14 protein-coding genes are annotated in these 13,402 nt (G+C 65.7%); 3 read left to right on the top strand and 11 right to left on the bottom strand.

The genetic code is table 11. From position 1 onward, the window contains the following. Window position 1 precedes the first annotated feature (1 nt). The 11 genes from ACUXVH_RS11465 to ACUXVH_RS11415 are packed head-to-tail and all read right to left on the bottom strand — an operon-like array spanning window position 2 to window position 10,629. Window positions 2-1,000: a vWA domain-containing protein gene (locus ACUXVH_RS11465; RefSeq protein ID WP_065363969.1), complete on the bottom strand. Its 999-nt coding sequence runs from the start codon at window positions 998-1,000 to the stop codon at window positions 2-4. After that, complete coding sequence (locus ACUXVH_RS11460; RefSeq protein WP_065363970.1) at window positions 987-1,565, bottom strand: DUF4381 domain-containing protein; 579 nt, start codon at window positions 1,563-1,565, stop codon at window positions 987-989. The genes ACUXVH_RS11465 and ACUXVH_RS11460 overlap by 14 nt, the downstream gene beginning before the upstream one ends. Next, window positions 1,562-2,512 carry a DUF58 domain-containing protein gene (locus ACUXVH_RS11455; protein ID WP_065363971.1) on the bottom strand — a complete coding sequence of 317 codons (951 nt, stop codon included), beginning with the start codon at window positions 2,510-2,512 and terminating at the stop codon, window positions 1,562-1,564. The genes ACUXVH_RS11460 and ACUXVH_RS11455 overlap by 4 nt, the downstream gene beginning before the upstream one ends. An 11-nt stretch (window positions 2,513-2,523) precedes the next feature. Further along, window positions 2,524-3,504, bottom strand: coding sequence for an AAA family ATPase (locus ACUXVH_RS11450; RefSeq protein WP_445494861.1), 981 nt, complete (start codon window positions 3,502-3,504; stop codon window positions 2,524-2,526). Between the two features lie 23 nt (window positions 3,505-3,527). Continuing rightward, window positions 3,528-4,118, bottom strand: a complete 591-nt coding sequence (locus ACUXVH_RS11445) for a hypothetical protein (protein WP_065363973.1) — start codon at window positions 4,116-4,118, stop codon at window positions 3,528-3,530. Beyond that, window positions 4,115-4,888 (bottom strand): DUF2092 domain-containing protein, encoded by a 774-nt coding sequence (locus ACUXVH_RS11440; protein WP_065363974.1) that lies wholly within the window; start codon window positions 4,886-4,888, stop codon window positions 4,115-4,117. Before ACUXVH_RS11440 ends, ACUXVH_RS11445 begins: the two co-directional genes overlap by 4 nt. A gap of 12 nt (window positions 4,889-4,900) precedes the next feature. Beyond that, window positions 4,901-5,941 (bottom strand): hypothetical protein, encoded by a 1,041-nt coding sequence (locus tag ACUXVH_RS11435; RefSeq protein ID WP_019095219.1) that lies wholly within the window; start codon window positions 5,939-5,941, stop codon window positions 4,901-4,903. 10 nt (window positions 5,942-5,951) lie between these two features. Continuing rightward, window positions 5,952-6,905 (bottom strand): SphA family protein, encoded by a 954-nt coding sequence (locus ACUXVH_RS11430; RefSeq protein WP_123397403.1) that lies wholly within the window; start codon window positions 6,903-6,905, stop codon window positions 5,952-5,954. Between the two features lie 12 nt (window positions 6,906-6,917). Then, entirely contained in the window at window positions 6,918-8,315 is a 1,398-nt protein-coding gene (locus ACUXVH_RS11425; RefSeq protein WP_259699548.1) for a DUF1254 domain-containing protein, read from the bottom strand. A 55-nt stretch (window positions 8,316-8,370) separates the two neighbouring features. Next, entirely contained in the window at window positions 8,371-9,828 is a 1,458-nt protein-coding gene (locus ACUXVH_RS11420) for a DUF1254 domain-containing protein (protein WP_065363977.1), read from the bottom strand. Between the two features lie 9 nt (window positions 9,829-9,837). Further along, window positions 9,838-10,629: a hypothetical protein gene (locus ACUXVH_RS11415; protein WP_065363978.1), complete on the bottom strand. Its 792-nt coding sequence runs from the start codon at window positions 10,627-10,629 to the stop codon at window positions 9,838-9,840. Between the two features lie 398 nt (window positions 10,630-11,027). On the opposite strand from ACUXVH_RS11415, the gene ACUXVH_RS11410 reads away from it, so the two are divergent. The 3 genes from ACUXVH_RS11410 (at window position 11,028) to tpx (ending at window position 13,244) form a co-directional block, all read left to right on the top strand. After that, window positions 11,028-11,471 (top strand): SRPBCC family protein, encoded by a 444-nt coding sequence (locus ACUXVH_RS11410; RefSeq protein ID WP_072441941.1) that lies wholly within the window; start codon window positions 11,028-11,030, stop codon window positions 11,469-11,471. A 43-nt stretch (window positions 11,472-11,514) separates the two neighbouring features. Further along, window positions 11,515-12,198 carry a type 1 glutamine amidotransferase domain-containing protein gene (locus ACUXVH_RS11405; protein ID WP_065363980.1) on the top strand — a complete coding sequence of 228 codons (684 nt, stop codon included), beginning with the start codon at window positions 11,515-11,517 and terminating at the stop codon, window positions 12,196-12,198. 545 nt (window positions 12,199-12,743) lie between these two features. Beyond that, window positions 12,744-13,244, top strand: a complete 501-nt coding sequence (gene tpx, locus ACUXVH_RS11400; protein WP_011061148.1) for a thiol peroxidase — start codon at window positions 12,744-12,746, stop codon at window positions 13,242-13,244. Window positions 13,245-13,402: the final 158 nt, after the last annotated feature.

The raw sequence follows: 13,402 nt of genomic DNA, 5'->3' as shown, positions 1-13,402 counted from the left end.
TTCAGGCCTCCTGCGGCGGGCGAACCCGGTTCGGGCGCAGGCGCGGCGCCAGCCAGGCCAGCAGGTGATACAGCACCAGCAGGCCCAGGGCCGCGCCCAGGGGCCAATGGAACAAATCGCGCTTGGGCTGGTGGCGCAGGGTCTGCACTTGATGGGGGGTGAGGCGGTCGAGGGTGGCGTAGACCTGGTCCAGGGCGCTGCGGTCCTCGGCGCGGAAGTAACGGCCACCGGTGGTCCGGGCGATCTGCTCCAGGGCCGACAGGTCGACCTTGGCTTCACCTTCGGCGCTGGGGTCCCCGATGCCGATGGTATGGATCACTACGCCTCGGGCTGCGGCCATGGCGGCGGCGTGTTGTGGGGTGATGGCGCTGCTGGTGTCGTTGCCGTCGGTGAGCAGGATCAGCACTTTTTCTGGTTCATGGGCCTGTTCCAGCAGCTTGAGCGCCAGGCCGATGGCGTCGCCAATCGCGGTGTTGGGCCCGGCCATGCCGATCCCGCTGTCTTCGAGCAGCAGGCTCAGGCTGGCGTGGTCCAGGGTCAGGGGCGCCTGGGCAAAGGCGCCGCTGCCGAACACGATCAGCCCCAGGCGATCGTCCTTGCGCCGCTGGATAAAGCCCTGGACCACTTCTTTCACTGCGCTCAGACGGTCGATCCGCTGGCCGTTGGCGTCGTTGAAATCCTGGGTCTGCATCGATTGCGAGAGGTCGATGGCGAGCATCAGGTCGCGTACCGGCTGCTGCTGTTCGAGGGGAGGCTCGACCCACACCGGCCGCGCCACCGCCAGCACCAGCAGGGCCCAGACCAGCAGGTTGAGCAGCAACTGCCCGCGGTTGCGGCGGCTGCCGGACGGTTGCGGCGCCTGGCCGACCGCGCGGCTCATGGCGGCGAAGAACGGCACCCGCACCGCGCTGCGGGCCTCGCGGTAGGCGGGCAGCCAGCGGTAGCCGAACCAGGGCAGCGGCAGCAGGAGCAACAGCCAGGGAGAGTCAAGCTGCCACATGATGCTGCTCCACCCAGGTGCGGCACTGCTCGAACAACTGTTGTTGCTGTGCGGGCGACAGGGCCTGCAATTGCGCCTGGGGCGCGTAGGCCAGCAGGGCCAGTTGCTGGCTGAAATCATCGGGCAGCGGTAGCGGGCAATGCTGTTGCAGAAAGGCCTGCCAATCCGCCCCTCGCAGCCCCGCCACCCCCCGCGGGCCTGCAGGCGCTGGCTTGCCCGCAAAAGCGCGGGTGGCTGTGGCAACGGCTTCCCCGGCAGGTCGGCGCCCACGGGATGCGTGGGGGGCAGGGGGCATGGACAGGGCCACGCGCTTGAGCAGTTCGGGCAAGGCGCGCAGGGCATGGATGCGCTCGTCGCTGGCTTGCAGCCGGGCCAGTTGTGCCAGTGCTTCGCGCCGATAGGCATCCCGGCGCCAGCGCCAGTAGCGCCGGGCGCCCCAGGCCAGGGCGCCGAGCAGCAGCAGGGCCAGCAGCACGGCCCAGCCCCAGGTCTGCGGCAGGTAGGCGGGCGGTGGTGGCAGGGGCATTTCCTGCAACTGGTCGATGCTGGGGAGGGTCGGGTTCATCGCCGCGGCGCTCCCAGCCTGCCCAGCTCGCTGCGCAGTTGTCCCTGGGCCTCCTGGGCCGTGCTGAACATCATCAGCGGTACCTGGCTGCGGCGCAGCAGGCTGGCCACGTCCTTGAGCCGGCCACTGAGGAAGTCCCCCAGGGGCCGGTGCACCTGGCGCTGCTCCACCGCCAGTTCCACTTGCAGTTGGCCCTGGGTCACCAGCAGCCGGCCGTTGTGCGGCAGTTCCAGGGCCAGGGGGTCGTAGACCTGCAGGGCGATCACGTCGTTGTGCCGGGCCAGTTGGCGCAGGTACTGCAGGGTGCGCGGGCTGGTGCCGGCGAAGTCGCTGACGATACAGACCAGATGGTCGTGGGCGGCGAGGTTCAGGCATTGCTGCAGCACCCGGTCCAACTGCGCGTCGCCCTCATGGTCGGGGTTGCCGGCGTGCAGTTGCTGGTTGTGCTGGACGATCCGGCTGCACAGGGCTTCCACCCGCTTGCGGCTACGCAGCGGGGCGAGGCTGTCGATGCCCTGGTCGTTGAACACCAGGCCGCCGACCCGGTCACCGGCCTGGAACACCATCCACGCCGCCAGCGCCGCCAGTTCTGCGGCCAGGGCCGACTTGAAGGCCCGCCGCGAGCCGAAGAACATCGACATGCGCTGGTCCACCAGGATCAGTGCCGGGCGGTCGCGCTCTTCGGTGAAGGTACGCACCACCGCCTTGCCGGTGCGCAAGGTGGCGCGCCAGTCCAGGTGACGCAGATCGTCGCCGGGCTGGTAGCGGCGCAGTTCGTCGAAGTTCAGGCCGCGCCCGCGCAGGCGCGAGGCGTGGTTGCCGGCGAGGATGCTGGCTTGTGGCTGGCGGGCGACAAAACTCAGGGAACGGGCCTGGAACTCCAGGGCCATCAGCTGGCTCAGGGCGACATAGACCTGCCCGTCGGCTTCGTGCAGTGGCGTTGCCATGGCGGTTCTCCTCAGGCCGGGATGGCCACGCTGTCCAGCAGCAGGTCCAGCACCTGGTCGGCGCCGACGCCGTCGGCCACCGCGTCGTAGCTCAGTTGCAGGCGGTGGCACAGCACCGGGTGCAGCACCCTGCGCACGTTGTCCGGGCTGACGAAATCCTCGCCCTGCAGCCAGGCATCGGCGCGGGCGCAGCGATCCAGGCCGATGCTGCCCCGGGGGCTGGCGCCGATGGCGATCCAGCGCCCCAGGTCCGGGTGATAGTCGGCGGGGTGGCGGGTGGCGTTGACCAGGTCGATCAGGTAGCGGTCGATGGCCGGGGCCACGGCCACCGCGCCGACTTCGCGACGGGCATCGAAGATCACCTGCTGGGACAAGGCAAAGCCCGGTACCCCGGGCGTGGCGCTGCCCAGGGCCTGTTCCTCGGCGCGCAGCAGGCGCAGCACCTGGCTTTCGTCCTCGGGCTGGGGGTAGTCCAGCAGCACCTTCATCAGGAAGCGGTCCATCTGCGCTTCCGGCAGGGGGTAGGTGCCTTCCTGCTCGATGGGGTTCTGGGTCGCCAGAACGATGAACAGCTCGGGCAGGGCATGGCTGGTGCCGGCCACGGTGATCTGCCGTTCCTCCATGGCTTCCAGCAGCGCTGCCTGGACCTTGGCCGGAGCGCGGTTGATCTCGTCCGCCAGGATCAGGTTGCCGAACAGCGGCCCGGGCTGGAAGCGGATCTGGTTCTGCCCCTGTTCCTGGTGCAGCACTTCGGCGCCGGTGATGTCCGAGGGCAGCAGGTCGGGGGTGAACTGGATGCGCCGCATGCTGGCCTCCAGGTGCCGGGCCAGGGCCTTGACCGTGCGGGTCTTGGCCAGCCCGGGCAGGCTTTCCAGCAGCAGGTGGCCGTTGCCCAGCAGGCCGATGACGATCTGCCGGATCACCGCTTCCTGGCCCAGCACCGCTTCGCTGATGCTGGCTTGCAGGGCCTGTATATCGTTACGTGCGCTCATGCTCGGTTCCTTGTGCATAGCCATTACCAGGGGGCCGCCACGACCACGTAGCGCAGGCTGCCGCCGATGTATTGCGGCTGGTACCAGGTGTTGCCGCAGTGTTGGTAGGCCACGCCGCTGGCCACCACCGAAACGCAGTCCGGCGGCACGCTGTCGACCTGGGTGCCGATGGCGAATGCCGCGGCGGTGGTGGCGCCGATCACCGCCGCTGCGCCCCAGGGGTGGTACCAGTCGTCGCCGTGATCGGGTGGTGGTGGCGGTGGCCCGGGCGGCCCCGGATAAGGCTGGGGCCCTGGCCCTGGATAGGGGTGTGGCTCAGGGCCCGGGCCGGGATAAGGATGCGGGCCGGGTCCTGGTCCCGGCCCGGGATGGGGCTGCGGATAGGGATGGGGCTCGGGATGCGGCGCCGGTTGCGGTGGCTGGGGCATGGGGTGCGGCATCGGCCGCGGCTGGGGCATGGGCCTCGGCGCCGGGCCGCCCCCACCCCCACCGTGGGGCACGACGAAGGTGCGGGCACCGCCGCCACCGCCGCGCAATTGCCAGGCCTGGGCCGCGGACACTTGCAGCAGGCCAAGGGTCAGGACGCTGTACAGCAACCAGTGATTGCGCTTCATGGCTGTACCTCCCCCTGTGCTGCGCTGCGCTCCAGGCGCCGCAATGGCACCTGCGTGGCGCCGGCCGGGGGCTTGAAGGCGAAGCTTGCGGCACTTGGCGCCGACTTGAGTTGCCAGCGGTAATCGACACTGTGGCGCGGCTGCTCGGGGCTGTCGCGGCGGCTGATGACCAGGCGGCAGGGCAAGGGCCGGGGCCCTTCGCGCAGCCACAGCTGCCAGTCGATGTCGCTCTGGCGGAAGGCGTAGTGGGCGCAACGCTGGTCGCCCAGGGTCTCGCTGGCGATGTACAGCGCCGAGGTCAGGCCGACCTTCTGCGCGGTGTCGGCGTCCCAGCGGAACAGGTCCGCCAGGGGCAGTTCGATGCCGTAGCTGTCGCTCAGGCGCTGTACCAGAGCGTCGATGCTGGCGGGCGCCGGGGCTCGGGCATAGTAGGGGCCGCGGCTGTCGTAGAGGGTGAAGGCTTCGCCGTCGTAGTACAGGCTGCGCCGCGCGCCCTGGCTTTCGACACTGACCCGCAGCCTGTCGGGTCGCTGGGCCAGCAGTTCGGTGTGGTGGCGAAACTCCACGGCCTGGCCGCTTTCCAGCAACTGGTCGGTGACGCTGTCGGCCTGGATCGCGAACTGGCGCAGGCTGCGCAGGTAGCTGCCCATCTGCTGCAAGGCGCCGAGGGCACGAGGTTCCAGCTCATCGGCGGCGTACAGCGGGGCACCGGCCCAGAGCAGGCCGAGCAGGGCGGCCAGCACAGCAGAGAATCGGGCACGGTCGGACATGGCGGGCTCCGTTCAGAACATGAAAGTGGGAATGACCGGGATAAAGGACAGGCGAAAATTCCAGCGGCTGCCGATCTGGTCGTCGGGGTGGATCGCCGAGTACTGGACTTCGCCGGAGATCCTCACCGGCAACTTGCCGACGTTGAAAATGCGCCCGGCACCCAGGCCGATGGGGAAGGTCACCTTGTTACCGCCGTCGGCCTTCCAGTTGACGGTGATATTGGGGGTCATGCCGATCCGCCATTGGGCCGGCCCCGGCAGGGCGCGTTGGATGAAGTACTGGATGTTGCTCAGGCTGACGTCCTTGCGCCGTCCGTCGCCGGCCACCGACCACCAGTGCTGGGGAAACACCCCCAGGGTCCAGTCCGGGCCGAGGTAGGCGGCGACGAAGGCCGGGCCCAGGGAGTACTTGCCGGTGCCCAGCACGTCCTGCTCGGCGGTGGGAAACATCGCCGTTGGCCCCACGCCCCAGACCAGCTTGCCGCCGCCGGCAAAGCGCAGTGGCTCCTTGGGGGAGAACACCCCCACGTAGGCCAGGTCGCCGAAGCCGCTGGTGCGCTGGAAGGGGTCTTCGATCAGCGCTGGAAAGTCCCGGTCGCTCAGCACTTCATAGGGGCTCAGGCCCACCAGTTTGCCGGCCTTGCGGTTGACCGGGGCGCTGACATAGCTGATGGGCAGGCGGTTGATCAGGTTCCAGTCTTCCCCCAGGGAGATCGGGAAGGTGGGCATGAAGCTGTATTTGCCCAGGTAGCGCGTGCCGTTGCTATGGGGGCCCTTGAGGGCGGTGTAGTCGAACTGGTTGAACAGCAGCACCAGGTTGCCCACCGGGTTGTCCATCAGTTTGGCGATCTGCTCGGTGGAGGGTTCGCAGCCGGCCTTGACCACTTGCTTGAGGTCGATATCGAAGTTTTCCTGCAACTGCCGGCAGGTCTCGGGATCGCCCTTGGCCGCCGGGCGCTTGCCGTCTTCCCCCAGGGCTGGCAGTTCGTTGGCAAGGGCGGCGAGGCTGCCCAGCAGGGTGGAGCACAGGGCCAACTGGCAAGCGATACGCATTGGCGTGCTCCTAGAAAAAGGCCAGGGTCAAGTTGACGCTGACGCCGTTGCCCTCGGGGCGGTTCTTGGTGTCGAACTCGGGGATCCAGCGCGCGCTGATGTTGGCCTGGGCGTCGGCGAACTTGCCGCTCCAGCCCAGGGTTGGCCCGGCGCCCACGGAGCGCCCGCGATAGCCGTTGAGTTTGTCTGCGGTGGGGCCCTGGTCGTCGCTGATCTGCTGGATGTAACCGACCACCAGCCCGGCGTTCCAGCCGCTGCCGAAGCCGTGGGTCCACAAGCCATCGAGGCGCAGGATGTCGCCGTTGCGGTAGTCGGCGGCGTCGTTGCGGGTATAGAACTCCAGGGAGCCCATCAGGCTGAATTCGCCGCCCTTGCCGTCCAGATGGGTGAAGGCGATGGTCGGCATGAAGGTGTAGTTGTTCTGCCCGGGGTTGGCCAGGCGGTTGTCGTTGTAGGCCCCGGTGGGCACGTAGATCGGCAGCGACAGGGCGATATGGTCGCGCTCGTTGATGTGGTAGCCGGCGGCGATCGGCGTGACCAGCAGGTCGGCGAACTGGGTGCCGCTGTCCTGGGTACCCACCGTGCGCCCGCGGGGGCCGGTGAGGCTGGCCTGGATGTCGGTGTACTGCACCGGCACGCCGATGGCCGAGGCGTAGTTCCAGCGGCCCTTGCCGGTGTCCCAGACCCGGGTGAAGTTGCCCATGGTGTAGGACACCTTCATTTTCAGCCCCGAGCTGAGATCGCCGATGATCGGCACCTGGCCGCTGCCCTTGAGCTCGCCGTCGTAGTAGATGCTGGTCAGGGACATCACCCAGCCCGGTTCCGGGGGGATGATCCCGGCATTGGAGTAGATCTGCTGGCCGGTGATGGGCCGGCCGACCCCGCCTTCGGCGGCATGCAGCAAGGGGCTGGCCGCCAGCAGGCAAAGGGCCAGGGATGAACGCAGGGGCGAAGGGCTGGGCATGACGGGCTCCGCTTATTGTTGTTCAGGGGCGACCGGCGTCAGCGGCGGCATCTTCCACTGGCCGTTGCTGACGTCGGGTTTGGGCAGGTAGATCCGCAGCACCCCGTAGAAGGGGCCGTTGGGGGCCGGCAACCAGTTGCTTTGCAGCTCCTTGGCCGGCGGCTGGTGCTGCACATGGAGGGTCAGGCCGCCGTCGGCGTCGGTTTTCAGCGAGGGCAGCATGCGTGAGTTGATCAGGTAGCGTTGCAGCGGGTTGGCCACCAGCAGCTTGTTCTTGCCGTCGTACATCGTCAGCGACCAGAAGGCATTGGCCGGGGGCAACTGGCCCTTGGCGAAGTGCAGGCGGTAGCGATGCTGGCCGGCGTTGAGCGGCTGGCCCTGGTCATCGACGAAGTAGCCAATATAGCTGGCCTCTTCGGCGGAGTTGCCGAAGATCCCCATGTTGGCCCCGGCGTAGCGGTACAGGTAGTTGTCCTGCAGGTGCTGGCGGCTGCCGAACAGGTCGCCACTGGTGATCTTGTGGGTATCGACCTGTTCTTTCTTGAAGGCGGCGAATTCGGCCTTGCCGTCGCTGATGCCGTCTTCCAGGGCCTGCTTTTGCGCGCTGCCCAGCTCTTTGAGGGGGAAGGGCTGGCCGGGAATGATGCCGATACTGGCCAGGCGTGCCAGCAGGTCCTTTTCCTCGGGCTGGGGCTGGGCGAAGGCCAGCATGAAGTTCAGGTAGCCGAACAGTTCCGGGCTGTCGCTCATGGTGGCGGTGAGCGGGGGCCAGTGGATCGCTGCCGGCGCCGGGGGCGGCGGCCGGCCGAGGAACTGGCTCAGCGCCTGGACCTGGTAGCTCTGCTGGATCTTCTGCACCTGCTCCAGGTCTTTTTCATCGAACAATTGGGTGCGGTACAGGGCGTAGACGATGTTGCTTTCACTGTGCAGCACCTTGTCGATACCGGCTGGCGTGGGGCCTTGCCAGTCAGGCCCGGCGATCAGGTAGTGGCCGCCCTGGTTGCCGGTGCTGCGGGTGCCCAGGTAGTCGAAGTTCTGGGTGTAGAGGTCGATCAACTGCACCGAGTAGTAGCGCTGGGCATCGATGGCCGGCAGGCTCAGTACCTGGGGTTCGGCCCGCAGGTCGAGCCAGGCGAAGGAGTAGGGGGTGTCCGAGTTGGGGGTGACGAAGGCCGTGTCCTTGGGGCTGAAGACCTGGGCGGTACCGCCGATGCGGTTGAACGGTGCCTTGAAGTTGGGCCCCCCCTGATCCACGGCCTGGGTGTAGAGGGTCTTGTACATCTCCACCACCGGAAAGCCGTAGAGGTAGGCCTGCTTGGCGATACCCCGGGCCTGCTCCGCGGTCGCGCTGAAGGCGCCCAGGGACGGGCCGCTGAGGGCCAGCGTCAAGACCCCGAGCAAGCTGGGCATCACAGCGTTGATGATCATCGTTCGAATCCTTGCGCCAAAGTCAGGGGGGCAGGCGTTACTGCACCAGGGTGATGTCATCGAGTTTCCAGCGCTTGTCGAAGTAGGCCTCGGTGGGGGCGTAGAGCCGGAAGTAGCTGAACCAGTGCTTGCCCGGCAGGGTCTGCACCCAGTTGCTTTCCAGGCCCTTGGGGGCGCTGGGGCCGAAATACAGGTCCAGGGAGCCGTCGGGGTTTTTCTTCAGGTCCTGGCGCGATGACAGATCGGCCTTGCGCTGCGGGTTGTCGATCAGGCAGCGGCTGGCACTGTCGTAGACGGTCAGCGACCAGAACTGCCTGGCCGGCGGGTTGCTGCCCAGGTGCAGGCGATAGTGCTTGCCGCCGTCCAGCCACTGGCCGTTGTGGTCGGTGTAGGCGCCGAGGTAGGTCTGGCCCAGGCCCGGGGTCTTGGACACCATGCCCTTGGTGTTGGTGACCGCCTCGTAGAACCAGGCGCTGCGTTCCCACAACTGGTCGTAATAGGCCACGCGCTGGGACGGGTCGGCGATGTTCAGCACCTTGTCCCATTGCCGGTCTGGCCAGTACTGGGCATCGGCGAAGCGCTTGGCGAAGGTATTGGCCTGGGCGATCAGCTCACCCATGCGCGCGCCCTGTTCCAGGGCCTGGCGCTGGTGCTCGTTGGGGTTGAAGGGCTTGTCCTTCTCGATGCCGAGGCTGGCGAGCATGGCCATGTAGAAGCGGTCGCGCTCGTTGACCGGCTCCTGCTGGATGATCTGGTGCAGGCGCTCCCAGTAGGCCATGCCCCGCGGCTGGGTGCCGGACCAGGGCTTGCCGCCGGGGGACAGCAGGCGGGTCGCCGGCGGCGTCGCGCGCTGGGCGTAGGGGTACATCTTGAATTGCTGCACCAGCGCCTTGCCCTTGGCCGGGTCCGGGTCGAGCACGCGAAAGCCCACCAGCACGTTCATGGTTTGCGACTTGGCCAGGTAGTACTGGTCGGCGTCGGAAGGTTCCGGATGGCCCGGCGGCAGCACCAGGTACTTGCCGCCCTTGCCCTGGTCCGGGCCGGTCTGGCCCATGTCGGTGATCGCCCGTTGCCAGAAGTCGCCGACTCCACCGGCGGTGGGGCCGGGGGGCAGCTCGACGACCATCGGCCCGGTCTGGTTGAGGTCGACAAAACCCAGGATGTAGGGCGTGGTGGCGTTGGCGGTGATCACCCCGAGCTTGTCTTCGTAGCTTTCCAGGACCATCAGGTCGCCATTGCCGGCGTGCAGCTTGTCGCGAAATTCCCCCTGCCACTGGGCGTAGGACACCAGCGGCAGGGCCCACAGGTAGCTTTGCGTGGCCTGCTGGAAGTCCAGCTCGGCAAACAGCCCGGCAATGGCGGCCCGGGCCGGCAGTTCGCCATCCATCTTGATCGCCGTCAGGCGGCTGTTATGCGGCTCGGGCTGGGCGCCGACCCCGCAACTGGCGGCCAGGAGCAACAGGCTGAAACCGGCAGTGCGCAGTAGTGGCTGCATGGCGCGTCCTTATTTTCCGAAAGTGACATTGATCCCGGCGAACAGGGTGAACTGGGGCAAGCCGTCGCCTTTGCGCTCCACGGTCCACTGCGGCTCGACGAAGGCGTTGAGAATGTTGTCACCGGCTTTCCAGGCCTTGCCCACCCCCAGGCCAATGGGGATGTAGTGGGTGTTGTTCTTCAGGTCGAAGGTCCAGGTGCCGGTGGAGCGCAGGTACCAGCCCCGGGGCAGGTTGTGGATGATGAAGGGCTGCAGGGTGGCGCTTTCGACATGGGCGCGGTCATGGTCGCCGGCAAATGAACTCTGGTACTGCACCAGGGCCCCCAGCAGGCCCCGGGGCGAGGCATCGATGGCCACTGCGGCCAGCCCGGCCTGCCATTTGCCGGTGCCCAGTTCGTCCTGTTCGGCGGTGGGTGCGGTGATCTGCGGGCCGATGCCCAGCTGCACGCCGTCGGTCTTGAGCAGGAAGATATCGAACAGGTTGAGGTCGCCGATGCCGGTGCTGTATCCGTGGTGCGGATCGGGGCGGGTACTGACCGGCAGGGTGGCACGCAGCAGCTGGGGGACGCCGATGAAATCCGAGGGGGCGATGGGCAGGGTGCCCCGCAGCAGGGTGTCGTTGGTGTGGGCGTTGCTGTCGTACAGGCGCGGGGTGTAGTAATCCTGCAGGTTGAGGCCGGGAGCAAGGTTCAGCGGGTTGTTGCTTTTGTTGGCGGTTTCCGCGTTGTCGGCCAGGGCCGGCAGCGATGAGCTCAGGGCGACTACGGCCCAGACGGCGGGCGCAAAAAATGCTCTGGACATGCAGGTTCAATCCTTTTGCGAACGGTCACCGAGCGGCACTTCTTGAGCCGTGGGTCCACTGATAGTGTTTCTCTCTAATACCCGTAGGAATTGTCTGATGACGCTAGCAGCTAACCTTCGCTTAGCCAGTCGAAAGGATTAATTCGTTGGTTTTTGTGCACAGGATCACTGCCGGGCTGTGGACAGGCAGTGCGTGGCCGGCGGCCCTTTGAAGGTGAGCGCCGGCGAATCTTTCTTAAAGTGTTTTGTGATTATTTCAATGTAAATTGTATGGTTATAGTGATTGATTTTTTATGTGAATAAAAACCATTAAAAACAATTAGTTATATGTTTTTAATGAAGTGGTTTGTAGGTTTGTGTGGGTGCCTCCTCAACAAAATCAGCAAGGATGAACCAGAATGCCCGTGGTCGAACGCACGACTTTCCTGGCCGGATACAGCCCGCAGCAGGTGCTGGATTTCTGCCTCGAAGGCGCCAACTTTCCAAAGATTTTCCCCGAGCGTGTCACGCCCTTGGGGGGCCTCGATATCAATGACCTGCGCATCAGTGTCGGGCGTCAGTTCAGCTTCCTGCACTGGATGTTCGGTGTCATACCGGCGAAATGGACGGTGGTTATACGTGAGGTCGGCGATCGGCATTTTGTCGACGAGATGCTCAAGGGGCCGCTGCGGGCCTTTCGCCATGAGCACCGGGTCGAGGCCGCCGAAGGGGGCACCCTGTACACCGACCGGGTGACCTACAGGGCCATCGGTGGTGCACCTTTGGAGTGGTTGATGGTCAACGCCTACATGGCGCGGATTTTCGATGCCCGGCACCGCAACATGCTGCGGTTGCTCGGTTGATTGCCGTGCCTTGCCCTGTTTTCCAATGCCAAGGAGCATGCCCATGAGCAAGAAGATACTGGTGGTCCTGACCAGCGTGGCCAAATACCCCAACCTGGCCCGCGCCACTGGCCTGTGGCTGGGTGAGGCGGTGCATTTCGTGAAGAAGGTCGAGGCGGCGGGCTTCGAGGTGGATTACGTCAGCCCCCAGGGGGGCTACGTACCCATCGATCCCCATAGCCTGGCCATGGCCGACGACACCGACTGGCAGTGGTACCAGGACAGCGCCTTCATGAGCCGCCTGGGCTCGACCCTCAAGCCTTCCCAGGTCAGGGCCGGGGACTATGTGGCGATCTATTACGCCGGTGGCCACGGCGTGGTCTGGGATTTTCCCGATAACCCGGAACTGCAGGCCCTGAGCCGGGAGATCTATGAGCAGGGGGGCTATGTCAGCTCGGTGTGCCATGGCGCGGTGGGCTTGCTCAACATCAAGCTGGGCGACGGTAGGCTGCTGATCGCCGGCAAGCAGGTCACCGGTTTCTCCAATGAAGAGGAGAAACTCGCCGAACTGGATCAGTACGTGCCCTACCTGACGGAAACCGAACTGGTCAAGCGCGGTGCCCTTTACCAGAAGGCCGCTGCACCCTGGGCGCCGTTCGCGGTGGAGGATCAGCGGGTGATCACCGGGCAGAACCCGGCGTCCGGCGGCCCGGTGGCCGATCTGCTCCTGGCGCACCTCAACAAATAACCGTAGGAGCCGGCTTGCCGGCAAAGAGGCCGTTAAGGCTTGTGCACGGCTAGAAATCGCTTTCGCTGGCAAGCCAGCTCCTACACCGAAACACCCAGATTCGCCCCTGTAGGAGCCGGCTTGCCGGCGAAGGCGGCCTTGAGGCTTGCTCAAGTCTCGAAATTGCTTTCGCTGGCAAGCCAGCTCCTACACCGAAACACCCAGATTCACCCCTGTAGGAGCCGGCTTGCCGGCGAAGGCGGCCTTGAGGCTTGCTCAAGTCTCGAAATCGCTTTCGCTGGCAAGCCAGCTCCTACACCGAAACACCCAAATTCGCCCCTGTAGGAGCCGGCTTGCCGGCGAAGGGGCCCTTGAGGCTTGCGCAAGGTTTGAAAGCGCCTTCGCTGGCAAGCCAGCTCCTACAACCGGTAATGCCGGTGTCGGGGTGGGTTGTTGGACAATTTGCCCGTGGGGCATAGGTGCCCGGGCCGTTTCATGCTTAACTTCGGCCTCTCAGGAATTTCTCATTGCTGTTCCATCATCACTGTTCAATAAGGACTCCGTTCATGGCTCAAGTCACTCTCAAAGGCAACCCGGTGCAGGTTAACGGCCAATTGCCGCAAGTCGGTTCCAAAGCCCCAGCGTTCACCCTGGTGGGCGCAGGCCTGGCCGATGTTTCCCTGAGCAGCCTCGCCGGCAAGCGCAAGGTGCTGAACATCTTCCCAAGCGTCGACACCCCGACCTGCGCCACCTCGGTGCGCAAGTTCAACGCCCAGGCCAACGAGCTGGCCAACACCGTGGTGCTGTGCATCTCTGCCGACCTGCCATTCGCCCAGGCACGCTTCTGCGGCGCAGAAGGCCTGGAAAACGTGCAGAACCTGTCGACCCTGCGTGGCCGCGAGTTCATCGAGAACTACGGCGTGGCCATCGCCGACGGCCCGCTGGCCGGCCTGACTGCCCGCGCCGTGGTGGTGCTGGATGAAAACGACAAGGTGCTGCACAGCGAGCTGGTCAAGGAAATCGCCGAAGAGCCGAACTACGACGCGGCCCTGGCCGTGCTCAAGTAACAGGTTTTACAATTATTCACGGCCTGGCTCTGTCCAGGCCGTTTTTATTTGTGCTTCAGTGGCTTAGCACCGCTCCTTGAAACGTCAGTCAAAGGTAAATTGCCGGTAAAGGCGCTTTGCTAAAACGGTTCCAGTGCTTATCTTTCAGCCTTCTCAAA

Source organism: Pseudomonas sp. 8(2025), from assembly GCF_052665325.1.
Note: the sequence above shows the minus strand (reverse complement) of the source record. Positions and strands in the feature narration are given on the sequence as shown.